Raw genomic sequence first — 23,701 nt, 5'->3', positions numbered from 1 at the left:
GTGCCGGTGTCCGGTTCGGTGCCGCGGACGGCCGGGCGGCCGGGCGGCCGGGCGTCGTGAGGCCGGTGTCTGTCCGCTGTCCCGTCCACGCGATCGGTGTCCCGTACTCCCGCTGTCCCCGCCGCGCGGTCGGTGTCCCGTGCTTCGGTGTCCCGCCGTCCCGCCGTCCCGCCGTCCCGCCGTCCCGCCGTCCCGTCAGAACCGTGCCCGGCCCGCCATCCGGCCCCGGGTGGCGCCGCCGCCGAAGGCGCCGGGCCCGGTGCCCCGGCCACCGTCGTACGGGCCGCCGAGGACGATCCCGCCCCGTACGGCGCCACCGAGCCCGTCCGCCGCCCCCGGTGCCGCGCCGGGCCCGGCCCCCGTCCCGTACGCCGCCACGTCCCGCTCCGCGAGACCCCGCGCGTCACGGGCCAGCCGGTCCGCGTGCTGCGCCTCCGCCAGTGCTCCCCGCGCGTCCCCCAGCTCCGCCGGCGCCCCGGACCGGCCGAGCCGCCGCCGGGCCTCCGCCAGCCGGGTCCGCGCCCCGACGCCCACCGCACCCCGGCGCGCCGTGAGGTAACCGGCCGCCGCGCCGATCGCCGCGCGGGCGCCGAGCGCCGCCGGGCCGAGCAGCGCCGCCGCCCGCCCCTCACCCGGCGCGCTCCCGCGTATCCCCGCCAGCGTCTCGTCCAGTGCCGCGTCCGCCTCCTCGACCCGGCGCAGCGCGTCGAGCGGGTCGTACGGTCCGGACGCCATCTCGCGCCGTACGTCGGCGGCCACCGCCCCGGCCCGTGCGATCCGCTCCCGGAGGCCGGTCACGGGCGGGTCCTCCGGGGCGTCGTCGGGGGAGTCGTCCTCGGAGGTCTCCTCCAGCAGACCGCGCGCCTCCGCCAGGGCCGTCTCCGCCCCGGTCAGCAGGGCGGGCAGCGCGTCGTCGGCCTCGGCGAGTTCGCCGGAACGCCGTTCCACCGCGCCGATCAGCTCCGCCGCCTGGGCGACGGCGCTCTCCGCCGCCCGTACGTGCACCGCGGCCCGGCCGTGGTCGCCCGCCCGGACCGAGCGCCCGGCGTCACCGAGGCGCGCCGTCGCGAACACCAGCCGGTCGTCGGCCTCCTCGACGGCGCACCCGACGGGGGCCGAGGCCGACTCCGCGTACCGCTCGCGCATCGCGCCGAGGGTCGCGGCGGCTTCCCCGCGCCGCCCGGACACCTCCCGGTACGCCGTCTCGGCGGCGGCCAGCGCCTCCGGGGCGGTGCGTTCCCTGTCGCGCAGCTCGTCGAAGTCCGCCGCCACGTCGTCCAGCCGGGCGCCCGCGTCGGTGCACCGGGCCAGGATCTCGTCCAGCACCCGGCGCCGGGTGTCGTCGCCCGCCGGTGGCGCGTCGTCCAGCTGCTGCCGCAGCCGGAAGGCGGCGGCCAGCTCACCCTCGGCGCCGGTCACGGCGGCGAGGAAGGGCCGCGTCGCCTCCTCGCCGAACTGCGCGGTGGCGAAGCCCAGTTCCTCCCGGCTGGTGTGTACGGCGTCGTCCGTGTCGACGAGGGCCGCCCCCGCGCGCCGTTCCAGCTCGGCCGGCGCGACGTGCGGGCGCTCCGGCACCTCGTGGCCCGGCGGGCCGCCGGGCCGCAGCGTCGTACGGGACACGGCGCGGTGCCTGCGCTTGAGGTAGGTGTACGTGCCGAGGATCACCGCGCAGCACACGAGCACGATCGGCAGGATCAGGGCGACGCCCGAGGTGGTGGAGGACGGCGCGCCGGCCGCGGGAACGGCGTCGGTGGCGGACCGCGCGTGGGCGGACGGGGTGTGGGCGGACGGGGTGTGGGTCGTGGGAACGGCGTCGGTGGCGGACCGCGCGTGGGCGGACGGGGTGTGGGCGGACGGGGTGTGGGTCGTGGGAACGGCGTCGGTGGCGGACCGCGCCTGGGCGGACCGGGTGTGGGCGGACGGCGCGTCGGCTGCGGGACCGGCGTCGGCGGTGGACCGGGCGTGGGCGGACGGGGCCTCGGTCGTGGGAACGGCGCCCGCGGGCCGCGTGTCGGCGGCGGAGTGCGCGTACGCCCGGTCGGGGGAGGCGGTGACCCCGCCCTCCCGGTGGCCGGGGCTGGCCGCCGGGACCGTGATCCGGCTCTGCGACGGCGGGGTGACGGGCTCGGCCGCGCGCGCGTCCGGCGACCCGGCGGGCAGCAGCCACAGGGCCGCCATCGGCAGAGCCGTCACCGGCGGGCCCGGCAGGCTGCGGGCGGCCGTGCGTATCCGGTGGCGGCTCGCGGTCTGCGTCACATGTCGGAGGTTATGTCCGGCCCCGGCGGCCCGCGACCGGACGTACGGCGTCCCCTCGGGCGCCCCGGTCGCGGGGCCCGGCGGCCCGCGACAGGGGCGCCCGAGGGTCGCGGTGACTCAGATGCTGAAGCGCTCCTTGCCCAGCATGGGACGGACGCGGGAGGCGAAACCACCGGTACGGAAGGGGCGCTGGAGCAGCCCGGGGCGCAGTTCCTGCGCGAGCGCGGCGGCGATCATGCCCTGGTCCAGCGCGAGAGCCGAAGCGCTGACATGGCCGGTGCTCACATTGACCGAGTCCCGGAAGCCGTACCCGTCGTGGTACGCGCCGAAGTCGCCCGCGATCGCCTTCAGGTTGGCCAGCGCCTCGGAGCGCGCGTAGGGCAGGGCGAGGAACGAGGCGTGCGGGGTCACCACGCCGTTGGTGTACGCGGAGGCGGGCGGCAGCGGCTCGCCGTGCGTGACATAGGTGCGGTCGGTGTTGGAGGCGTAGCCGTCGATGTTCATACCGATCGCGTCCACGCCGTACTCCTGGTAACCGCCCTCGGGCACCTCGGCGGGGGAGAAGCCCCAGTAGCCGTACTCCGCCTCCTTCAGCCCGTGCTCGATCTGGGAGTGGACGAACCGGCGGTGCGTGGTGCCCCAGGAACGCGGCGACCACTCCGGCTCGGGCACGAACAGCGGTACCATCAGGGCCTCGAACATCGAGCCGCCCCAGGTCGGGACCAGCTTGCGGCCCCGGTAGGTGTAGTGGCCCTGGAAGACCCGGATGCCGTCGACGGTGTCGTAGCCCCCGCCGGGCGGCTGCTCCTGGCCGTTCTCGGGGACCATGGTGCGGAACATGTGCCAGTAGTGGTCCGTGGGCAGGCTGCCGTCCGCTATGCCCAGGTAACTGGCCATGCGCGGCTCGGTGTTGAGCGCCCCGTAGTGGTGCGCGGTGGGCTCGCCGGTGTCGGTCCAGAAACCGCCGCGCAGCTGGCCGGGGCCGGCGACCGGGTCGGCGGCGTCGTACGGCGTGTAGAAGTACGACCAGTCGGCGGTGGACAGCAGCCGGGCGACCCGGCCGCGCAGCCGGCTGTCCGCGTCGGCGGCGATGAGCAGGCCCGTGACCAGCCACGCGTTGTCGACCGAGGAGAGGAAGGGGCGGACCGGGTCGCCGGTGCCGGGCCAGCTGGTGAGGACGGAGCCGTCGTGGGCGTCGTACCAGTTGAGCCAGAAGCCGTGATGGCGTTCCAGCTTCTCGACGGCGGTGACGGTCCGGTCGAGCCGGCGGCGCAGGGTTTCCTGGTCGATGACGCCGAGTCCGGCGGCGGCGACGGTGGACCAGAGGCCGCAGCCGATGTTGGTCGGCGAGGTGTTCCGCGACGGGACGGGCCCGCCCGGCGCGGTGAGGTCGATCTTGTCGGCGGCGAGACCGATGTCGGTCGTCATCGCCTCGATCGAGTGATACGTGTCGCGGAACCAGCGCAGCAGCAGCGGTGTATCAGAGGCATGAACAACATGAGCGCGCGACGCGGCGGTGGCCGGCGCGGACAGGGCGGGTGTGGCGGCGGCGCCGAGGGCCAGGGCGGTGGCCCCGCTGCCGGCGGCGGCGAGAAAGGTACGACGGTCCATGAGAGTCCAGCTCCCCTTGGCGGGTGGGTGTGGGGTGATGGCCGGGGGCGTTCCCCGGCCGGGAGGGTGGCCGCCGCCGTGGCCGGAGGTCCCTGCGGAGGGCCGGCCACGGCGGCGGTTCTGTCACGGGAGCGGACGGCGGTCAGGTGCCGACGACTCCCGGACTGTGGGGGGAATTGCGTGGGGGGAAGTAGGGGGACGGGGGATCGGGCGGGGATACGGGGTCGTGGGTCAGGCGCGGGCGAGGCGCAGGAACCGGATGCCGGGGTTGGGGAGCGGGACGGTCAGCGAGACCGTGCCCGTCTCGTCGGCGACGACGGGCGCCAGGGTCTCGACCGGCAGTGTGTCGGCGGCCCGCAGCTTCGCCCACTGGGGCTCGTCGGGCCAGTCGCCGCCGCCGAGGTCGTTCCAGACGGCCTGGATGTTGGCGTGCCGTTCGTCGACCCGATGCGAGAGGGGGGTGTAGCCGGTGCCCGGCTCAAGTCCGTTGATCCGTACGGTCACTGTTCGGTCCAGGGGCGCGTGGCCGTCGATCTTGGACTGGTCGAGTGTGCCGTTCCAGACGAGGACATCGACGGTGGAGCCGTCGTCGGCGCGGGTGGACAGCGACTCCACCAGTGCCTCGGCGCCGTCGCCGGTCACGGCGGCGGGAATCCGTCCGCCGGTCAGCTGGGAGAGCAGATACAGCGCCCAGAAGCGCGGCTTGCGGAGATTGCCGACCGTGAGCAGGCCGAAGCCGCCGTGGAAGAGCCGGGGCGGCCAGCCCAGTTCCTCGAACTGGTCGGAGGCGACCCAGTAGGCGAGCGCGTCGGTGGACGACAGGGCACTCTTCATGCCGCGCAGGACGAACGGGGCGGCGAAGACGGAGTCGCTGACCCGGTGGAAGTGGGTGGGCGTGACACCCCACTCGGTCCACAGGATCTCCGGCTCGGGCCGGCCGGTGGCCGCGGCGAACGCGCGGGTCATCGGGCGGAAGTCGAGCGGCGCGTTGCCGTAGGTGTGGGTGGAGACGAAGTCGACGGGTACGTCGCGCTCCTGGCAGTACTCCAGCAGCGCGCCGACCCAGCCCGCGGCGGCGGAGGACGGGCCGCCGACCCTGATCCGCTCGTCCACGCCCTTCACGGCGCGTACGGCGACCTCGTAGAGCCGGTGGTAGTCGTCCTGGGTGCCGTTCCAGAAGACCTCCAGATTGGCCTCGTTCCAGACCTCGAACTCCCAGCCCGCGACGGTGTCCCGGCCGTAGCGGTCCTGGAGGTGGACGGTCACTTCGCGGCAGAGGTCGCCCCAGTGCTCCCACACGGCGGGCTTGGAGACCAGGGCCCGGTAGTCGAAGACGGTGTACTCCGGGTCGGCCGCCAACTCCTTGGGCATGAAGGAGAGTTCGACCACCGGCTGAAGGCCGGTCGCCAGGAACCGGTCGTACACCTCGTCCAGGCCCGAGAAGTCGAAGGAGCCGTCCGGCCGGACGGCCAGGGTCTCCGGGAGGAAGGTGCCGTGGGCCCGTACGGAGCGCACGCCGATCTCGTCGCGGACGATTCCGAGCGCCTGCGCGTACTCCGCCGCCACGTCCGAGCCGCCCGCGCCCGGCTTGTCCCAGGTCAGCAGCGAGAAGTGCTCCGCGCCGATCATCCGGTTCCAGACCCCGGGGAGGGGGGTGGCGGCCGCCGCCGCGTCGACGGTGACGGTGACCGGGGGAGGGGTGGTGCCGACGGCCCTGGCGCAGCCGGGAACCGCCTCGGAGAGGGAGCCGGCTCCGCCGTCGGACCAGGTGGCGACCTTGTAGAAGTAGCCCCGGCCCGGTGCGGCGAGGGTGTCGGCGTACGGGGGGTGGGGCACGGCCAGCACATCGCCGCCGAGGTGGTCGAGCGGCAGATAGGGGCCGTCGGGGGTGTCGGCGCGGTGTACGAGATAGCCGAGCGCGCCCGGGACCGGCTGCCAGGTCAGCAGCACATGTCCGGTGCCGTCCTCGGCGGACAGCCCGCCGGGGGCCGGGAGTTCCCCGATGCCGGTGAGCCGCTGGTCGCTGGGCTTCCCGATCCGGGTCTCCCAGTCGGCACGAGCGATGGACTTCTCGGTCATGTCGGTACAAACCTTTTCGTCGATGGGTGCGCGGCGATGGCGCGGTGGCGGTGGAGCCGCGGTACGCGTCGGGAAGACCGGCGGGTGGAGGAGGGAGTGGCTACTTCAGGCCGGTGGTCGCGAGGCCCTGGGTGAAGTGCCGTTGCAGGACCATGAAGACCAGCAGCACCGGCAGGATGATCAGCAGGGAGCCGACCATCAGCATGCCGTTGGAGCCGTCGGACTGGTTGGGGTCGGTGGCGAAGGTGGCGAGCGCGACAGGGAGGGTGTATTTCCCCGGGTCGTTCGTCGCGATCAGCGGCCACACGAAGTTGTTCCAGGAGCCCAGGAAGATCAGGATCGACAGCGTCGCCAGGGCCGGTTTGACCAGCGGCATCGCGATCCGCCAGAAGATGTACCACTCGCGGGCACCGTCGATCCGGGCCGCCTCCAGCAGTTCGTCGGGGATCGACTGCATGAACTGCCGCATCAGGAAGACCCCGAACGCCTGGGCGGCGAACGGCAGGACGAGCCCCGCGTACGAGTCGATCAGCTGGAGCTTGCTCATCAGGACGAACAGCGGAAGGAGCATCAGATTGCCGGGCACCATCAGTGCGGCGAGCACCAGCGCGAAAATCTTGTTCTTGCCGCCGAACCTCAGCTTGGCCAGTGCGTAGCCCAGCATCGAGCAGAACACCAGATTGCAGAGCGTCACGAGGACGGCCACGGTGAGGGAGTTCAGGAAGTACAGCGGCACGTCCAGCTTGTCGAGCAGTTCCCCGAAGTGCTCCGTGGTCCATTCGGTGGGGATCCACACGGGCGGGCTGGCGTTCAGCTCACGGTCCGTCTTGAAGGCGGACAGCCCCATCCACAGGAACGGCGCCACCATCAGCAGCAGGCCGAGCGAGAGGAGCGCGTAGACGGCGGCCTTCCGGAGCCGCGCGGCGGGTGTCGGCCTCGCCGGGCCGGCGGACGACACGGGCCCGGCGGGCTCGTTCGTCCCGGCGGGAGCCGTGGGCGGGGGCGTGGTGGTCGGTGCGGCGCTCATTTCGTGTTGTCCTTCAGCAGACGGAGCTGGAGCACCGTGATCGCCATGATCACGACGAAGAGCACATACGCCATGGCGCTCGCGTAGCCCATGTGGAAGAAGTTGAAGCCCTCGCGGTACATGGAGAGCGACACGGTGAGGGTGCTGTTCGACGGCCCGCCCTGGGTCATCACGAACGGCTCCTCGAAGACATTGAGATAGCCGATGGTCGTGATGACCGTGGTGTAGAGCATCGTGGGCCGCAGCAGCGGCACGGTGATCCGGCGGAACTCCTGCCAGGTGCTCGCGCCGTCCAGCCGCGCCGCCTCGCGAATGTCCGGCGGAATGGCCTGGAGACCCGCGATGAAGAGCACCATGACCGTACCGAGATTGCGCCACACGGCCATCACGATCAGCGACGGCATGGCGAGCGCCTCGGAGCCGAGGAAGTCCGGCGAGGTCAGGCCGACTTCGGAGGCCAGGCCCGCGATCAGTCCGTCGGACGGGTCGAGGACGAAGCGCCAGACGACGGCGATGGCGACGATGCTGGTCACGACCGGGGCGTAGAAACCGACCCGGAAGAAGGTGCGGGCCCGGTCGATGCCGTTGTTGAGCAGGACCGCGACGAACAGGCCGACGCCGACGGTCAGCGGGACGCCCACGACCACGAAGTACGCCGTGTTGAAGAGGGACGTGAGGAACTTCTCGTCGTCCATCAGCTTCGTGTAGTTCTCGAAACCGATGAACTCCGCCGAGAACGGGTCGGTGACATTGCGCAGCCCGAAGTCGGTGAAGCTCATGACGAGCGTCGCGACGATCGGCAGAGCCATGAAGACGGCGAAGAGCACCAGGAAGGGGGTGGAGAACAGCCAGCCCGCCCGATGCTGGACGGCGACGGGCCGCAGCCCGCGGCGGCCCGCGCCGCCGGGCGGGGGAGGGGCTCCCGGACCGGTCTTCACCGGGGCCGCGTGCGCGGCCGGTTCGGTCGTGGTGCTCATGACGACTACTCCACAAGCCCTTCGATTTCGGACTGTGCCTTCTTGGCGGCGTCCTCGGCGGACTCCTTGCCCTGGGTCACCTCGGATATGGCCTCGTCGGCCTTGGAGGAGATCTCGGTCCACTTGGGCAGGACCGGCCAGGACTCGGCGGTCTCCAGTTGCTCACGGAAGACCTTGAAGTGGGGGTCGGCGGCCAGCTTGCCGGACTCCCAGGCGCTGGTGTTGGCGGGCAGGTCGCCCGAGCGCGTGAACCAGTCCGCCTGGCCCTCGGTGCCGGTCAGGTACGTGAGGAACTTCTTGGCCGCTTCCTTGTGCTCGCTGTCCTTGGAGACGACGAGGCTGGAGCCGCCGGCCATGGAGGCGGAGGTCTGCTCGGCCGGGACCTTGGCGATGGCCCACTTGCCTTCGAGGTCGGGGTAGTTGTCCTTGATGCCCGTCATGCTCCAGGGGCCGGAGTAGAACATCGGGACATCACCGCTGTTGAAGTCCTTCAGGACGTCGTAGCCGGGGGTGAAGGTCTTGTTGGAGAGCCCCTTCTCGAAGTACGTGCCGTACTCCGCGAGGGCCTTCACGGTCTCCGGGCTGTCCATGGTGGCCTTGCCGTCGGAGACGATCGAGCCGCCGGCCGAGTACAGGAAGGGGGACAGGCTCTGCACCGCGTCCAGGCCGCTGGGCTGGAGATGGAGGCCCCACTTGGTGCCGGCCTTCTCCTGGAAGGCGGCGGCGGCCTGCTGGAGCTCGGGCCAGGTGGCGGGGGGCTTGGTGAGGCCGGCCTTCTTCGCCAGGTCGGTGCGGTAGTAGAGGGCGCGGGTCTCGACGTACCAGGGGACGCCGTAGACCTCGCCGTCCGCCACGCCCTGCTCCCAGGCGGCGGGGAAGAACGTGTCCTTGCTGAAGGTCTTGGTGTCGACCGGCTCCAGGACGCCGAGTTCCACGAACTCGCCCAGGTAGCTGCTGCCCATCTGGGTCACGTCCGGCAGGGTGCCGGCGGCAGCGGCGGAGACCAGCTTCTGGTGGGCGACGTCCCAGCCGATGGGGGTGACCTTGACGGTGATGTGCGGGTTCGCCTTCTCGTACGCCTCGGCCACGTCGGCGAGCTTCTCGCCCTCGGTGCCCATGGCCCACACGGTGAGGGTCTGCTTCTTGTCGGCGGCGACACCCGCGCCTCCGGAGCTTCCGCATGCGGTGATTCCGGCGGCCATCGTGAGGGCGATGGCGGCAGAGATGGTTCTGGCGGTGCGATGCATGGGGCGGCTCCTCCTTGAGCTCTCCGATGTATGCGCTGCCTGTAAGCGCATACATCACTCTGGTACAGGTGTTCCGCGAATCGCAAGAGGCTTGAGTCACACTCGTACAACGGGCCGGTCGGCCGGAGACCCGTTTCCGCAGGCCGGGCACGCTGTGGGCGCCGGAGAACCGGATGCGGGATTTCCGGTCGCGGCCGGCCGCGAAGGGCCGGAGCCTCCGCGAACCGCTCGACATCCGGGCGTCTGCCCCTCGGAACGGTTTCGACGCGTGCGCCGACGAGGCGGTTCTCGACGGGGCGGTTCCTGGATGGGCGGTTTGCGGGTGGGGCCCGGCTGGCCGGTTGAGGGGGAGCTTGGCCGGCGGGGCCCGGCTCTGCTGCGACCAGGGCCGAAGGTGGCGGGGCGCGTGGGTGCTCGGTACGGCGGGAGACCTGCGGCCCGGCGGCGGGGTGCGGGGACGCGTACGGCGGGAGACCTGCGGCCCGGCGGCGGGGGCGTGGGTGGGTACGGCGGGAGACCTGCGGCCCGGCGGCGGGGGCGTGGGTGGGTACGGCGGGAGACCTGCGGCCCGGCGGCGGGGTGCGGGGACGCGTACGGCGGGAGACCTGCGGCCCGGCGGCGGGGGTGTGGGTGGGTACGGCGGGAGACCTGCGGCCCGGCGGCGGGGGTGTGGGTGGGTACGGCGGGAGACCTGCGGCCCGGCGGCGGGGGCGTGGGTGGGTACGGCGGGAGACCTGCGGCCCGGCGGCGGGGGCGTGGGTGGGTACGGCGGGAGACCTGCGGCCCGGCGGCGGGGTGCGGGGACGCGTACGGCGGGAGACCTGCGGCCCGGCGGCGGGGGTGTGGGTGGGTACGGCGGGAGACCTGCGGCCCGGCGGCGGGGGTGTGGGTGGGTACGGCGGGAGACCTGCGGCCCGGCGGCGGGGTCCGGCCCTGCCGTGACCGGGGGCGCCTGGTGGCCCGGCGGCTGGTTCGTGGGTGACCGGGTGCCTCGGGTACGCCGGGGCCGGGCGGCTCGATCCGGCCCCTGCCCGATCCGGCCCGACCCGGCCCGGTAAGCCGGGACGCCCGTACGGCAGCCTCGCGGCTCGGGGCGCGCCGACCGGATGCCCCGTGCGCCCGGCGACCGCACCCCCGCCGCCCCCGTGACCCGACGGGACGCCGCACCCGATCGGCGCCGTACGACCCGTTCCTGCGACGGAAGCGGAGCCGCCTAGATCATGAGGACGCTGCGGGCGCCGGCAAGGAGTGCGCGGGCGGCTCTGCCGAGAACCGTGCCGTCGGCGACGGCCAGTACTCGAAGGTGCCCCTTCGACCTTCGCCCCGTGGCTCAGCCGCAGCCGCAGCTCGCGCGGTGGACGACCGAGACCGGGAGCATCAGGGAGACCGGGTCGCGTGCGGGGTCGCGGAGGCGGTGGACCAGGAGGTCGACAGCCTCCTCGCCGAGGCGGCGCATCGGCTGGCGGACCGTTGTCAGGGAGGGGCGGACGATCCGGCTCAGCGGGATCCCGTCGAAGCCGGTCACCGCGATCTCCTCGGGCACCCGCACGCCGCGCCGCTCCAGCGCGTGCAGCGCGCCGATCGCCATCTGGTCGTTGGCGAACAGGATCGCCTGCGGCCGCTCGCCCGGCCCGGCCCGGTCCAGCAGCGCGTCCGTCGTCCGTTCGCCCTCGGCGCGGGTCATCATCTCCGCGCGCAGGTCCGGTTCGCCGGTCACCGGCAGTCCCGCCTCCCGGCACGCCTCCTGGTAGCCGCGGAAGCGGGCCTCCGCGTCCGGCGACTCGCGCTCACCGCCCACGAAGGCCAGCCGACGCAGTCCGTGGTCGGCGATGAGGTGGCGGGCCAGTTCCCGCTCGCCGTCGGAGTTCGCGACCTCGATGTGGTCGAGATGGTCGATCTCGCGCGGTCCCGCCAGCATCACCACCGGCAGCCGTCGCGAGATGACCTCCAGGTCCTCGGTGGGCACGGTCTTCGCGAGCACGGCGAATCCGTCGACGCGCCCCGCCACCTTGGCGACCAGGCTCTCCGGACCGCCGACCAGCGAGGCCGCGATCAGCAGCGCGTACCCGTGCCGCCGGGCCGCCCGCTCCATGCCCCGGATGATCTGGTCGGAGTAGAGCATCGCCGCGGAGTCGTCGGCCTCGGCGTCCGCCTCGGCCTGTGCGTCGGTCTCGGCGTCCGGGTCCGCGTAGTCGGGGAAGCAGAGTCCGAGGACGCCCGTGGTCCGGCTGGCCAGACCCCGGGCGTTTCCGCTCGGTACGTAGCCGAGGGCGCGGGCCGCCTCCAGGACGCGGTCGCGGGTCTGGGCGCGGACCGAGTCCGGGTTGCGGTAGACGCGCGAGACCGTCGCGATGGACACGCCGGACCGCTCGGCCACGTCGTACACAGTGGGGGCACTCAAACGATCCGACCGTCCGATCTCGCCGGTCGGCCTCAGGCTTCCGGCTCTTCGCTCTCCAGTGGGCCTCGGCTTACCTGCGCCGGGGCGCGTGTAAGCGCATTCACTCTAGGTGCCCGTCTGTGCGGGAGCAAGGTCGCCCTGTTCGGGAGCGGCCTTGCCGCTGCCCGTCGCGCGCCCCGCCGTGCCTCTGAGCACGGTGAACGAGTAGGCCGCGGCGCCCACCATGACGACGGCCGCGCCGGCGTACGCCAGCCCCATCCCGTGGGTGAACGCGTCCCGCGCCGACTCCAGCACACCCGCGCCCGCCTCCGCCGGGAGCCGGGCGGCCACCGCCGCCGCGCCGCCCAGCGTCTCCCGTACCGCGTCGGCGTCCCCGCCCGGGAGCGCCCCGCCGACCCCGGCCGGCAGCGCGTCGGCCATGTCCCGGCTGTAGACCGCCGCGCCGATCGAACCGAGCGCGGCCATGCCCAGCGCCCCGCCCAGCTCCTGGCCGGATTCGAGCACGGCGGCGGCCGAGCCCGCGCGGTCCGGCGGGGCCGCGCCGAGGGCGAGTTCGTTGGCGAGGGTCATGGCGGCGACGAGCCCGCCGATGTAGACGGCGGCTGCCGCGAGGACGAACCAGAGCGGCGAGTCCGTGCGGATCTGGGTCATCCAGGAGCAGCCGGCCGCCGCGAGGACGAAGCCGCCGCCCATCACGTACGCGCGGTCGATCCGCTGCGCGAGAACCGCCGACACCGGCGCCGCCACGAGCACCCCGGACGCGGGTACGAGACTCCACAGCGCGGCCTCGAACGGGCTCAGCCGCTGCACCGACTGAAGGTACTGGGTGAGGAAGACGGCCGTGCCGACCGTCGCGAACATCGCGAGCACGTTCGCGAACACGGGCCCGCCGAAGGCCCGGCGCCCCAGCAGTTCCAGGTCGATCATCGGCTCGTCGAGCCGCTTCTGGCGGCGTACGAAGGTGTATCCGAGCGCCAGTCCGACGACCACGGCCAGCGCGGGGACCGGCGCGAGCCCGTGGCGGGCCCACTCCTTGACGCCGTAGATGAAGGTGAGCAGGGCGGCGAGCGAGAGACCCGCGCTCACCAGGTCGAACGGCTCCCGCTCCTCGCCGGCCTCGTCCGCCCCGTTCACCGCGCCCGCCGCAGACCGTGACTCCGGCACCAGGAACGGCACCAGCACCAGCAGCAGCGCCATCGCCGGCAGATTGATCAGGAAGACCGAGCCCCACCAGAAGTGCTCCAGCAGCAGCCCGCTGACCACCGGCCCGAGCGAGATGCCGGTGGTCATCACACCCGTCCAGATCGTCACGGCCTGCCCGCGCTGCTTCGGGTCGTGGAAGAGGTTGCGGATCAGCGCGAGCGTCGACGGCATGAGCGCGGCGCCGCCGAGCCCGAGCAGCGCCCGTACCCCGATGAGCGTCTCCGCCGAGTACGCGTACGCGGCGGCGACCGAGGCCGCGCCGAAGACCGCCGCGCCCGCCAGCACGAGCTTGCGCCGCCCGATCCGGTCGCCGAGCGCGCCCATGGTGATGAGCAGCCCCGCCAGCACGAAGCCGTACATGTCGAGGATCCACAGCTGCTGGGTGGCGCTGGGCGCCAGGTCCTGGCTGACGTACGGGATCGCGAAGTACAGGATCGAGATGTCCATCGAGACGAGGAGCAGCGGCAGCATCAGGACGCCGAGGGCGATCCATTCCTTGCGGCCCGCGCGGCCGGGTGCGTGTGAGTTCTCCATGACCGGTACGTAATCGGCTGCGCGCGTACGGGGCAAACAGCTGCCTAGTGCACCGGCCCCGATGCCCTGTCCGTGCGGGGAGTCGGGGGTCGGAGCGCACTAGTACGGTGGGTCCATGGCCGTCGATCCGCCCTACCTCCCGCCGTACCTCCGTATCGCTGCCGCGCTCCGCCGCCGTATCGCCTCCGGGGAGCTCGCCCCGGGCGACCGCGTGCCGTCGACCCGTCGCATCACCCAGGAGTGGGGAGTCGCCATGGCGACCGCGACCAAGGCGCTCACCGCGCTCAACCAGGAGGGGCTGGTCCGGGCGGTGCCCGGCGTGGGCACGGTGGTCGCGGAGCCCGACCGGAGCCGGGGCCGGGGCGCGGCCCCGGGGGAGGGGCTCAGCCGTGGCCGCGTCGTGCGGGCGGCGATCGCGCTGGCCGACGCCGAGGGGCTGGGCGCGCTCTCGATGCGGCGGGTGGCGACGGAGTTCGGTACGTCCACGATGGCCCTCTACCGCCATGTCCCCAACAAGGCCGAGCTGGTGCGGCTGATGTCCGAGGAGGTGTTCAGCGGCGGTCCCTCGGGGCCCGAGCCCGCCGGGTGGCGGCCCCGGCTGACACGGGAGGTCCGCTGGCTGTGGAGCCAGTACGAGCGCCATCCGTGGCTGGCGCGGGCCATGGCCGGGCTCACCCGGCCGATGGCCTCGCCGCACGCGATGAGTTACACGGAGCGGACGCTGGGGACGCTGCGCGGACTGGGCCTGACGCCGTACGGGATGATCCATGTCCATCTCGCCCTGCTGGGGTACGCCCAAGGGGTCGCGATGGCGGTCGAGTTGGAGTCGCAGGCGCGCCAGGACACGGGGATGACGGCCGAGGAGTGGATGGCCGCCAACGAGTCACGGCTGGACCCGGTCCAGCTCGGCGGCGCGTTCCCGGTGCTGACGAGTCTCTTCGGGGACGGCGAGTTCGACCTGGAACTCGGCACGCTCTTCGAGTTCGGCCTGGAGCGGATGCTTGACGGCATCGCGTCGCTGATCGAACGCTCCTCGTAGCCGTAGCCGTAGCCGTAGCCGTAGCCGTAGCCGTAGCCGTAGCCGTAGCCGTAGCCGTAGCAACGGCGTCAGCGGTACGGGCCCCGCCCGGTGGTGCGCCGCGATCAGCGGCGCACCACCCGGACAAGGGACCGGGACAAGGACCGGGGCCCGCGCAAGGACCCGGACAGAGGTCCCGGACCGGGCGCCGGAAAAGACCTACCCGTTCCTGCGGCGGATCTTGTCGCCCAGCCAGACCAGCGGGTCGTACTTCTTGTCGGCCACCCGCTCCTTCAGCGGGATCAGCGCGTTGTCCGTGATCCGGATGCCCTCGGGGCAGACCTCGGTGCAGCACTTGGTGATGTTGCAGTAGCCGAGCCCGTGTTCGTCCTGGGCGGTCCGCTTGCGGTCGAGGCCGGTCTCCTCGGCGGCGTCCAGCGGGTGCATGTCCAGCTCGGCGACCCGCATCAGGAAGCGCGGCCCGGCGAACGCGGACTTGTTCTCCTCGTGGTCACGCACCACATGGCAGGTGTCCTGGCACAGGAAGCACTCGATGCACTTGCGGAACTCCTGCGAGCGTTCCACGTCCACCTGCTGCATCCGGTACTCGCCCGCGGCGACCTCCGGCGGTGGCACGAACGCCGGTATCTCGCGCGCCTTCTGGTAGTTGAAGGACACGTCCGTCACCAGGTCCCGGACGACGGGGAAGGCCCGCAGCGGGGTGACGGTGATCGTCTCCTCGCGGCTGAAGGTGGACATCCGCGTCATGCAGAGCAGCCGGGGCCGGCCGTTGATCTCGGCGCTGCACGAACCGCACTTGCCCGCCTTGCAGTTCCAGCGCACCGCCAGGTCGGACGCCTGCGTCGCCTGGAGGCGGTGGATGATGTCGAGGACGACCTCGCCCTCGTTCACCTCGACGGTGAAGTCCTTCAGCTCGCCGCCCTCCGCGTCGCCCCGCCAGACCTTGAAGGCGGCGTCGTACGAGGTGGCGGGAGCGGCGGCGCCGGACGCGCCGGACGTGGTCGGAGTCGTACTGGCACTCACTCGTGGAGCTCCTCTTCGGCGAGATACTTGACCAGCTCTTCCTTGTCGAACAGGTCGAGCAGGTCGGGACGGATGGGCTCGGTCGTCTTCCGGGAGAGGTCGATACGGGGGAGCGCCGGGTCCGCCGACGGGTCCCGTGCCGTGTCCCGGAGCCGGCAGCGCAGATTGACCCGCCGCCAGTCGAGAGCCATGCCCGGCCAGTCCTCACGGGTGTGACCGCCGCGGCTCTCGGTACGCTCCAGCGCCGACAGGGCGACGCACTCGCTGACCAGCAGCATGTTCCGCAGGTCGATCGCCAGGTGCCAGCCCGGATTGAACTGCCGGTGCCCCTCCACCCCGGCCCGCGCCGCCCGCCCGCGCAGCTCGCCCAGCCGCTCCAGCGCCTGCGCCATCTCGCCCTCGCGCCGGATGATGCCGACGAGGTCGTTCATGGTCTGCTGGAGCTCCTGGTGGACGGTGTACGGGTTCTCGGGCGGGCCCTCGGCCCCGGCCCCGGTCCCGGACGCGCCCGTGGCCGCCGTCTCCGGCTCCCCGGCGCCGAACGGCCGCAGCGCCTCGGCCGCCGCCGCGTCGATCTGGTCCTCGTCCAGCACCGGCCGGACATCGAGCCCCGCCGCGTACCCGGCCGCGTGCTCGCCGGCCCGACGGCCGAAGACCAGCAGGTCGGAGAGCGAATTGCCGCCCAGCCGGTTGGAACCGTGCATGCCTCCCGCGACCTCACCGGCCGCGAACAGCCCGGGGACCCCGTCGGCGGCGGCGGTGTCGGAGTCGACGGCTATGCCGCCCATCACGTAGTGACAGGTGGGGCCGACCTCCATGGCCTCCGCCGTGATGTCGACGTCCGCCAGCTCCTTGAACTGGTGGTACATCGAGGGCAGCCGGCGCTTGATGACCTCGGGCGACATCCGCGTGGACACGTCCAGGTACACCCCGCCGTGCGGTGTGCCGCGCCCCGCCTTGACCTCGGAGTTGATGGCGCGCGCCACCTCGTCGCGGGGCAGCAGTTCGGGCGGGCGCCGGTTGTTGTCCGGGTCCTCGTACCAGCGATCGCCCTCCTCCTCGGACTCCGCGTACTTCTCCTTGAAGACGTCCGGGATGTAGTCGAACATGAACCGCTTGCCCTCGGAGTTGCGCAGCACCCCGCCGTCGCCCCGCACCGACTCGGTGACCAGGATGCCCTTCACCGACGGCGGCCAGACCATGCCCGTCGGGTGGAACTGCACGAACTCCATGTTCAGCAGCGGGGCCCCGGCGAGCAGCGCCAGCGCGTGCCCGTCGCCCGTGTACTCCCACGAGTTGGACGTCACCTTGAAGGACTTGCCGATCCCGCCGGTCGCGAGGACGACGGCGGGCGCCTCCAGGACGAAGAAGCGGCCGGACTCGCGCTCGTAGCAGAACGTGCCCGAGACCCGCTCGCCCTCCTTCAGCACGGAGGTGACGGTGCACTCCTGGAAGACCTTCAACCGGGCCTCGTAGTCACCGAATTCGCGGAAGTCCTCCTGCTGGAGGGCGACGATCTTCTGCTGGAGCGTACGGATCAGTTCCAGTCCGGTGCGGTCACCGACATGCGCGAGGCGCGGGTACTCGTGGCCGCCGAAGTTGCGCTGGGAGATCTTCCCGTCCGCCGTGCGGTCGAAGAGGGCGCCCCAGGTCTCCAGTTCCCAGACCCGGTCGGGCGCCTCCCGCGCGTGCAGTTCGGCCATCCGCCACTGGTTGAGGAACTTCCCGCCGCGCATGGTGTCGCGGAAGTGGACCTGCCAGTTGTCCCCGGAGTTCACATTGCCCATGGAGGCCGCGATGCCGCCCTCGGCCATCACCGTGTGGGCCTTGCCGAAGAGCGACTTGCAGATGACAGCGGTACGGGCACCCCGCTCCCGTGCCTCGATGGCGGCGCGCAGACCGGCTCCGCCGGCGCCCACCACCACGACGTCCCACTGCTCGCGTTCGAGTTGCGTCATTGCTGAAGGCTCTCCCTAGCACTAGAAGAGGCGTGGATCGTCGAAGACCCCGCTGGCGAGCAGATACACATAGAAATCGGCGAGGGCGACGCTGATCAAGGAGGCCCAGGCAAGCTGCATATGACGGTGATTCAGCTTCCCGACCCAGCCCCACAACCGGTAGCGCACCGGGTGCTTGGAGAAGTGCTTCAGCTTGCCGCCGATGACATGGCGGCAGGAGTGGCAGGAGAGGGTGTACGCCCAGATCAGCACGATGTTGACGACCATGAGGAGCGTGCCGAGGCCCATGTGGCCCCACTCGTAGTTCTCGTCACGGAAGGCGAGCACCGTGTCGTACGTGAGGATGAGCGCCACCGGCACGGCCGCGTAGAAGAAGTAGCGGTGCAGGTTCTGGATGATCAGCGGGAAGCGCGTCTCGCCGCTGTACGTCTTGTGCGGCTCGGCGACGGCGCAGGCGGGCGGGGAGGCCCAGAAGCCCCGGTAGTACGCCTTGCGGTAGTAGTAGCAGGTCATCCGGAAGCCCAGCGGGAAGATCAGGATGATCAGCGCGGGGGACAGGCCCCACCAGCTCCCGAACAGCTCCAGATTGGGGCCGCCCTTCATGGGCGCGCAGTTCTCCGCCAGACAGGGCGAATAGAACGGTGAGACGTAGGGCGCCGCGTAGTAATGGGCGTTCCCGAAGGCCCGCCAGGTCGAGTAGACGACGAAGGCGAGCAGTCCGGCGGCCGTCGCGGCGGGCGCCAGCCACCAGCGGTCGGTCCGCAGATGGCGGGCGGGGATGGCGGCACGCGAGGTGTCGTGCACGCCCGTGTTCACTTGGGGTCGTTCCGTGCCTGTTGCCAACGAGGACTCCGTGTGGAGTGGTGTGTGGGATCGGACGGGGGAGGGGTCGCAGGGGCGGGGGACGGATGCGGGAGGCTCGGCGGGAGGGCGGGCCCCGTCAGGGGGCGCGCCGGTTCTGGAGGCCCAGACCCTCGTCGTCGGAGTCGGTCCACAGGGCCGCGTTGTACGGCGTGTCCGGGATGGTGACCACGTCCGCGCGCTCCTGGGGCACGGGCCTGGCCGGTACGGCCGGGACGGCGTCGTTCAGTCTGCCGACCATCCGTTCCAGGTCCGCGACGCGCTGGGCGAGTTCGTCGATACGACGGTGGAGTGCGGTCGGATCTTCCGGCTGGGACATGACGTGCCCTCACTTCCGCAGGGGACCGATGCCATCGGTAACGCGCCTGCGAGTGTCGCGCGCCACATCCCCGCTTGTGAAGGGACGTGCAGGGATTCCCCGGAGCCTGGCCGGGACACGCGGGCGGCTCCGCCGGTTCCGCGCCGCTCCGTTCCGCCGCTTTCCGGGGCCCCGCGGGGGCGCGCTGGGCCGTACGGGTGGGCCCCGCGCGGCCTGTCGCCGTGTCGCCGCGTCCGGCGGGAACCGGTGCCTTTCAGTGGGTGGGCAATAGGTGTGATCATCTGCAAATTCCACACCCTGGACGAAGTTCCACACACTGGATGAAGAGGGAGAAGTCATGTCCCAGGTCGGCCCCCCACGCGGGAGGACATGCTCCCGGACCATCCGCTCCCTCGCGCTGCTCACCACCGGTGTGCTCGCCGTGCCCGTACTCGCCGCCTGCACCCCGGGCGAGAACCGCTCGCAGGCGAAGTCCGCCGCCCAGGACATCGGGTCGGCCGCGCGGGACCGGCTCGCCGACGGCGGGACACTGCGCTGGGCCGTGGACACCGTGCCCACGACGCTCAACGCCTTCCAGGCGGACGCCGACGGCACGACGTCACGGATCGCCGCGGCCGTTCTGCCCGCCCTCTTCACGCTCGACGGGAACGGCCGCCCGCAGCGCAACCCGGACTATCTGGAGTCCGCGAAGATCGTCGAGCGCGAGCCCAAGCAGGTGGTGCTCTACAAGCTCAACCAGCAGGCCGTGTGGAGCGACGGCCGCGAGATCGGCGCGGCGGACTTCGTCGCCCAGTGGCGGGCGCTGAGCGGCAAGGACTCCGCGTTCTGGACCGCGCGCAACGCCGGGTACGAGCGCATCCAGAAGATCGAGCGCGGCGCGAACGACCTGGAGGTCCGGGTCACCTTCAACAAGCCGTACGCCGACTGGAGGGCGCTGTTCACCCCGCTCTACCCGAAGGGCGTGACCGGCGCGCCCAACTCCTTCAACGACGGCGCCCGCGCCTCGCTCAAGGCCACGGCCGGGCCCTTCCGGATCAAGGAGGTGGACCGCGCGGACCGCGAGATCACCCTGGTCCGCGACCCCCGCTGGTGGGGCGGGCGGCCCAAGCTGGACACGATCGTGCTGAGCGCCGTGCCACGCGACAAGCGCGCCGCCGCGCTCGCCGCGGGCCGGCTCGACCTCGCCGAGATCGACAGCCCGGTGGCGCGGCGCATCCAGGCGGCCCGCGACGGCAAGGGCAGCGGCGCGGTGGCGGGACCCGGACCGGCCGAGGCGGTCGCCGCGTACGCCGAGGAACAGCGGGGCCTGCGGGACTACGTCGTACGCAAGTCCCTGGAGCCCGCCTTCACGCAGCTGGCGCTCAACGGGGAGACCGGGCCGCTGGCCGACGAGCGGGTACGGCGGGCCGTCGCCCGCGCGCTCGACCGGAAGGCGCTGGCCGAGGCCGTGCTGAAGCCGCTCGGCCTGCCCGCCGACCCGCCCGGCAGCCATCTGGCGCTGGCGGGCCAGCACGCGTACGCCGACAGCAGTGACGCGCTCGGGGACCAGAACACCCAGGAGGCGCAGGCGCTGCTCGCCGACGCGGGCTGGACACCGGGCGGCGCGCTGAAGAAGGACGACGGTACGAAGGCCGGGGGCGAGGCCGAGACAGACAAGACAAGCAAGACGAAAAAGACGGACAAGGAGTCCGAGGGCAGGACGGACGAGAAGACGACGGACGGGCAGACCGACGGGTCCGGGAAGCGGTCCGAGAAGTTGGCCGAGAACGAGGACGGCAGCGACTCCGGCTCCGGCGCGGACGCTGGCTCGGGCGCGGACTCCGGCGCGGACTCGGGCTCCGGCGCGGGCGCGTCGACCGGTGGTGACGACAAGCCCGGCCGCGCCGCCCCCGTCTCCGAGAACGGCACCCGGGTCATGGCCCCGGCGCCCGGCACCGCCTTCCGGGCGTCGATCCTGAGCCGGCGGGCCGGGTGGCCGGCCGAGGCGGAACTCGGCGCGCAGGACCGGCAGCCGGGCGGCATGGCGGGCGCGTACGCCCCGATCGGTACGGCGGCCCCGTCCTCCGAGGCCCCCTCCGAATCAGAATCAGAATCGGATTCGGAGTCGCCGTCGCCGTCGACGTCGGGCTCCGCCTCCGCCTCGACGCCGGCGCCCGCGCCCGTCCCCGCCCGGCCCGGCTCGCTCGCCAAGGACGGCAAGCCGCTCACCCTCCGGTTCGTCCTGCCCTCCGGGCCCGGGTCCGAGCAGTTGCGTACCGTCGGCGAGAAGATCGCGCGCATGCTCGACCGGATCGGTATCCGTACGGACATCAGCAAGGTCGCCGACGCCAACTACTTCAAGGACCACGTCGCGTCCGGCGACTACGACCTCGCCCTGTACTCCTGGCCCGCGACCGCGTACCCGGCGACCGACGGCCGTCCCATCTACGCCAAGCCCGTCCCGGCCTCCGACGGCTCGCTGCTGGTGGAGCAGAACTACACCCGTGTCGGTACCGACCACATCAACCAGCTCTTCGACCAGGCCGCGTCGGAACTGAACGAGGGCGCGGCCCGCGATCTGCTCCGGAAGGCCGACGCCCGTATCTGGGCGGCGGCCGGATCCATCCCCCTCTACCAGCGCCCGCAACTGGTCGCGGCCCGGCCGGACGTGGCGAACGCCGGGGCCTTCGCCTTCGCCTCCCCGCGCTACGAGGACATCGGCTTCAAGGAGTCGGGCCGCGGCGGCCCGCAGAACCCGACCGCGTCCCCGGCGACGACCACATCGCCCGGCGCGACGATGTCCCCGTCCCCGTCCCTGTCCCCGGGCTCGGAGTCGTCCGCCCCCGCCAAGAAGTCCGTGTCCCGCGAGGCGACCGGCGCGGACACCGCCGAGGCAACCGACGGCGAAAGCGACACGGAGTAGAAGGACAGCGGTAGCGCAGAAGAAGAATCGGAGAGAACCACCAGGTCAGACCGTGGAGACCGGACAACGCGCTTGCCCGCCGGGCCTCCCGGCGGGCAAGATCGTGCCGATCCCCTGACCCGGGCGATTCCACACCCCTCGTCGGCTTCCCGCAGCCGCCCCACCTGCACTCCCCGCGCGCGCTCCCCAGCGCCCCCGCCTCTTCTCGGATCGGGCCCGGAAGTCCCGGCCGCACCAGCCCCGTACGATGGGGTAGGCCGTGGCGTGTCCGCCCGGCAGGCGTACGAGGAAAAACAACGCCGCATCCCACGATCGAGAGAAGCGCCAGCCAGCATGCCCACGCGCCACGACATCCGTAACGTCGCCATCGTCGCCCACGTCGACCATGGCAAGACCACTCTGGTCGACGCCATGCTGAAGCAGGCCGGCGCGTTCGCCGCGCACGCCGCCGAGCACCTCGACGACCGGATGATGGACTCGAACGACCTGGAGCGTGAGAAGGGCATCACGATCCTCGCCAAGAACACGGCGGTGAAGTACCACCCCAAGGAGGGCGGTACGGGTGACCTCCCGAACGTGGTCACCATCAACATCATCGACACCCCCGGTCACGCCGACTTCGGCGGCGAGGTCGAGCGCGGTCTGTCGATGGTCGACGCCGTCGTCCTCCTGGTCGACGCCTCCGAGGGCCCGCTGCCGCAGACCCGTTTCGTCCTCCGCAAGGCGCTCGCCGCCAAGCTGCCGGTGATCCTCTGCATCAACAAGACGGACCGCCCCGACGCCCGGATCGCCGAGGTCGTCGACGAGACGTACGACCTCTTCCTCGACCTGGACGCGGACGAGGACCAGATCGAGTTCCCGATCGTCTACGCCTGCGCGCGGGACGGCGTCGCCTCGCTGACCAAGCCGGAGGACGGCACGGTCCCGTCCGACAGCACCAACCTGGAGCCGTTCTTCACCACGATCCTGAGCAGTGTCCCGGCTCCGGTGTACGACGAGGACGCGCCGCTCCAGGCCCATGTCACCAACCTGGACGCCGACAACTTCCTCGGCCGTATCGCGCTCTGCCGCGTCGAGCAGGGCGAGCTGCGCAAGGGCCAGACCGTCACCTGGATCAAGCGTGACGGCTCGATGTCCAACGTCCGCATCACCGAACTGCTGATGACCGAGGCGCTGACCCGCAAGGCCGCCGAGAAGGCGGGCCCCGGTGACATCTGCGCCATCGCCGGTATCCCGGACATCATGATCGGCGAGACCCTGGCCGACCCGGAGAACCCGATCGCGCTGCCACTGATCACGGTGGACGAGCCGGCCATCTCGATGACCATCGGTACGAACACCTCGCCGCTCGTCGGCAAGGGCGGCAAGGGCCACAAGGTCACCGCCCGTCAGGTGAAGGACCGGCTGGACCGCGAGCTGATCGGTAACGTCTCGCTGCGCGTCCTGGAGACCGAGCGCCCCGACGCCTGGGAGGTGCAGGGCCGCGGTGAGCTGGCGCTGGCCATCCTGGTCGAGCAGATGCGGCGTGAGGGCTTCGAGCTGACGGTCGGCAAGCCCGAGGTCGTCACCAAGGACATCGACGGCAAGCTGCACGAGCCGATCGAGCGCATGACGATCGACTGCCCCGAGGAGCACCTGGGCGCGATCACGCAGCTGATGGCGACCCGCAAGGGCCGGATGGAGACGATGACCAACCACGGGTCCGGCTGGATCCGGATGGAGTGGATCGTGCCGTCCCGCGGTCTCATCGGTTTCCGTACGGAGTTCCTCACCCAGACTCGCGGCACCGGCATCGCGCACTCGATCTTCGAGGGTCACGAGCCCTGGTTCGGCGAGCTGCGGACCCGTAACAACGGCTCGCTGGTCGCGGACCGTTCGGGCTCGGTGACACCGTTCGCGATGGTGAACCTCCAGGAGCGGGGCGTCATCTTCACGGAGGCCGGCACCGAGGTCTACGAGGGCATGATCATCGGTGAGAACTCGCGCGCCGACGACATGGACGTGAACATCACCAAGGAGAAGAAGCTCACCAACATGCGTGCCGCGTCCGCCGACACCACGGAGAACGTGGTGCCGCCGCGCAGGCTCTCGCTGGAGCAGTCGCTGGAGTTCTGCCGCGACGACGAGTGCATCGAGGTGACCCCGGAGACGGTCCGTATCCGCAAGGTCGTCCTGGACCAGAAGGAGCGCGGACGCGCGGCCTCCCGCGCCAAGCGCTGACCGCCGGCCGCGCGCCGTACACCGCACCACCCGTCCGCCGGGGC

General features: G+C 72.0%; 15 protein-coding genes. 3 read left to right on the top strand and 12 right to left on the bottom strand.

Annotation, left to right across the window (positions count from 1 at the left end):
• Nucleotides 1-195: 195 nt before the first annotated feature.
• From OG875_RS09605 to OG875_RS09570, 8 genes are all read right to left on the bottom strand, one after another.
• Nucleotides 196-2,256, bottom strand: a complete 2,061-nt coding sequence (locus OG875_RS09605) for a TPM domain-containing protein (RefSeq protein WP_330173799.1) — start codon at nucleotides 2,254-2,256, stop codon at nucleotides 196-198.
• A 117-nt stretch (nucleotides 2,257-2,373) separates the two neighbouring features.
• Nucleotides 2,374-3,867, bottom strand: coding sequence for a glucoamylase family protein (locus tag OG875_RS09600; protein ID WP_330173798.1), 1,494 nt, complete (start codon nucleotides 3,865-3,867; stop codon nucleotides 2,374-2,376).
• A 231-nt stretch (nucleotides 3,868-4,098) separates the two neighbouring features.
• Complete coding sequence (locus tag OG875_RS09595) at nucleotides 4,099-5,946, bottom strand: GH39 family glycosyl hydrolase (RefSeq protein WP_330173797.1); 1,848 nt, start codon at nucleotides 5,944-5,946, stop codon at nucleotides 4,099-4,101.
• A gap of 100 nt (nucleotides 5,947-6,046) precedes the next feature.
• On the bottom strand, nucleotides 6,047-6,973 hold the full coding sequence (locus tag OG875_RS09590; RefSeq protein WP_330173796.1) for a carbohydrate ABC transporter permease: 927 nt from the start codon (nucleotides 6,971-6,973) through the stop codon (nucleotides 6,047-6,049).
• Nucleotides 6,970-7,950: a carbohydrate ABC transporter permease gene (locus tag OG875_RS09585; RefSeq protein WP_330173795.1), complete on the bottom strand. Its 981-nt coding sequence runs from the start codon at nucleotides 7,948-7,950 to the stop codon at nucleotides 6,970-6,972. The genes OG875_RS09590 and OG875_RS09585 overlap by 4 nt, the downstream gene beginning before the upstream one ends.
• A gap of 5 nt (nucleotides 7,951-7,955) precedes the next feature.
• Nucleotides 7,956-9,197 carry a sugar ABC transporter substrate-binding protein gene (locus OG875_RS09580; RefSeq protein WP_330173794.1) on the bottom strand — a complete coding sequence of 414 codons (1,242 nt, stop codon included), beginning with the start codon at nucleotides 9,195-9,197 and terminating at the stop codon, nucleotides 7,956-7,958.
• A gap of 1,330 nt (nucleotides 9,198-10,527) precedes the next feature.
• A complete protein-coding gene (locus tag OG875_RS09575; protein WP_330173793.1) occupies nucleotides 10,528-11,598 on the bottom strand; it encodes a LacI family DNA-binding transcriptional regulator in 1,071 nt (356 codons plus the stop codon).
• Between the two features lie 105 nt (nucleotides 11,599-11,703).
• A complete protein-coding gene (locus tag OG875_RS09570; RefSeq protein WP_330173792.1) occupies nucleotides 11,704-13,335 on the bottom strand; it encodes an MFS transporter in 1,632 nt (543 codons plus the stop codon).
• A 115-nt stretch (nucleotides 13,336-13,450) separates the two neighbouring features.
• On the opposite strand from OG875_RS09570, the gene OG875_RS09565 reads away from it, so the two are divergent.
• Nucleotides 13,451-14,374 carry a TetR/AcrR family transcriptional regulator C-terminal domain-containing protein gene (locus OG875_RS09565; protein WP_330173791.1) on the top strand — a complete coding sequence of 308 codons (924 nt, stop codon included), beginning with the start codon at nucleotides 13,451-13,453 and terminating at the stop codon, nucleotides 14,372-14,374.
• Between the two features lie 198 nt (nucleotides 14,375-14,572).
• Here the strand turns inward: OG875_RS09565 and OG875_RS09560 are convergent, their stop codons facing one another.
• From OG875_RS09560 to OG875_RS09545, 4 genes are all read right to left on the bottom strand, one after another.
• Complete coding sequence (locus OG875_RS09560; protein ID WP_330173790.1) at nucleotides 14,573-15,397, bottom strand: succinate dehydrogenase/fumarate reductase iron-sulfur subunit; 825 nt, start codon at nucleotides 15,395-15,397, stop codon at nucleotides 14,573-14,575.
• Complete coding sequence (locus OG875_RS09555; protein ID WP_330173789.1) at nucleotides 15,394-17,355, bottom strand: fumarate reductase/succinate dehydrogenase flavoprotein subunit; 1,962 nt, start codon at nucleotides 17,353-17,355, stop codon at nucleotides 15,394-15,396. The genes OG875_RS09560 and OG875_RS09555 overlap by 4 nt, the downstream gene beginning before the upstream one ends.
• 21 nt (nucleotides 17,356-17,376) lie before the next feature.
• Nucleotides 17,377-18,198, bottom strand: a complete 822-nt coding sequence (locus OG875_RS09550; protein ID WP_330173788.1) for a hypothetical protein — start codon at nucleotides 18,196-18,198, stop codon at nucleotides 17,377-17,379.
• A gap of 97 nt (nucleotides 18,199-18,295) precedes the next feature.
• A complete protein-coding gene (locus OG875_RS09545; RefSeq protein WP_330173787.1) occupies nucleotides 18,296-18,535 on the bottom strand; it encodes a hypothetical protein in 240 nt (79 codons plus the stop codon).
• 337 nt (nucleotides 18,536-18,872) lie between these two features.
• Between OG875_RS09545 and OG875_RS09540 the strand changes: the two genes are divergently transcribed.
• Both OG875_RS09540 and typA read left to right on the top strand, forming a co-directional pair.
• Entirely contained in the window at nucleotides 18,873-21,437 is a 2,565-nt protein-coding gene (locus OG875_RS09540) for an ABC transporter family substrate-binding protein (RefSeq protein WP_330173786.1), read from the top strand.
• A 333-nt stretch (nucleotides 21,438-21,770) separates the two neighbouring features.
• On the top strand, nucleotides 21,771-23,657 hold the full coding sequence (typA, locus tag OG875_RS09535; protein WP_330173785.1) for a translational GTPase TypA: 1,887 nt from the start codon (nucleotides 21,771-21,773) through the stop codon (nucleotides 23,655-23,657).
• Nucleotides 23,658-23,701: the final 44 nt, after the last annotated feature.

The sequence above is a fragment of the Streptomyces sp. NBC_01498 genome (assembly GCF_036327775.1).
GTDB lineage: Bacteria > Actinomycetota > Actinomycetes > Streptomycetales > Streptomycetaceae > Streptomyces.
This window is presented reverse-complemented; position numbering and strand designations above follow the sequence as displayed.

What these genes read in the sequence shown, in the direction of transcription:
- OG875_RS09545 (WP_330173787.1), bottom strand. Translation starts at nt 18,535, where the DNA reads ATGTCCCAGCCGGAAGATCCGACCGCACTCCACCGTCGTATCGACGAA.
- OG875_RS09555 (WP_330173789.1), bottom strand. Translation starts at nt 17,355, where the DNA reads ATGACGCAACTCGAACGCGAGCAGTGGGACGTCGTGGTGGTGGGCGCC.
- OG875_RS09580 (WP_330173794.1), bottom strand. Translation starts at nt 9,197, where the DNA reads ATGCATCGCACCGCCAGAACCATCTCTGCCGCCATCGCCCTCACGATG.
- typA (WP_330173785.1), top strand. Translation starts at nt 21,771, where the DNA reads ATGCCCACGCGCCACGACATCCGTAACGTCGCCATCGTCGCCCACGTC.
- OG875_RS09595 (WP_330173797.1), bottom strand. Translation starts at nt 5,946, where the DNA reads ATGACCGAGAAGTCCATCGCTCGTGCCGACTGGGAGACCCGGATCGGG.
- OG875_RS09590 (WP_330173796.1), bottom strand. Translation starts at nt 6,973, where the DNA reads ATGAGCGCCGCACCGACCACCACGCCCCCGCCCACGGCTCCCGCCGGG.
- OG875_RS09600 (WP_330173798.1), bottom strand. Translation starts at nt 3,867, where the DNA reads ATGGACCGTCGTACCTTTCTCGCCGCCGCCGGCAGCGGGGCCACCGCC.
- OG875_RS09585 (WP_330173795.1), bottom strand. Translation starts at nt 7,950, where the DNA reads ATGAGCACCACGACCGAACCGGCCGCGCACGCGGCCCCGGTGAAGACC.
- OG875_RS09570 (WP_330173792.1), bottom strand. Translation starts at nt 13,335, where the DNA reads ATGGAGAACTCACACGCACCCGGCCGCGCGGGCCGCAAGGAATGGATC.
- OG875_RS09540 (WP_330173786.1), top strand. Translation starts at nt 18,873, where the DNA reads ATGTCCCAGGTCGGCCCCCCACGCGGGAGGACATGCTCCCGGACCATC.
- OG875_RS09565 (WP_330173791.1), top strand. Translation starts at nt 13,451, where the DNA reads ATGGCCGTCGATCCGCCCTACCTCCCGCCGTACCTCCGTATCGCTGCC.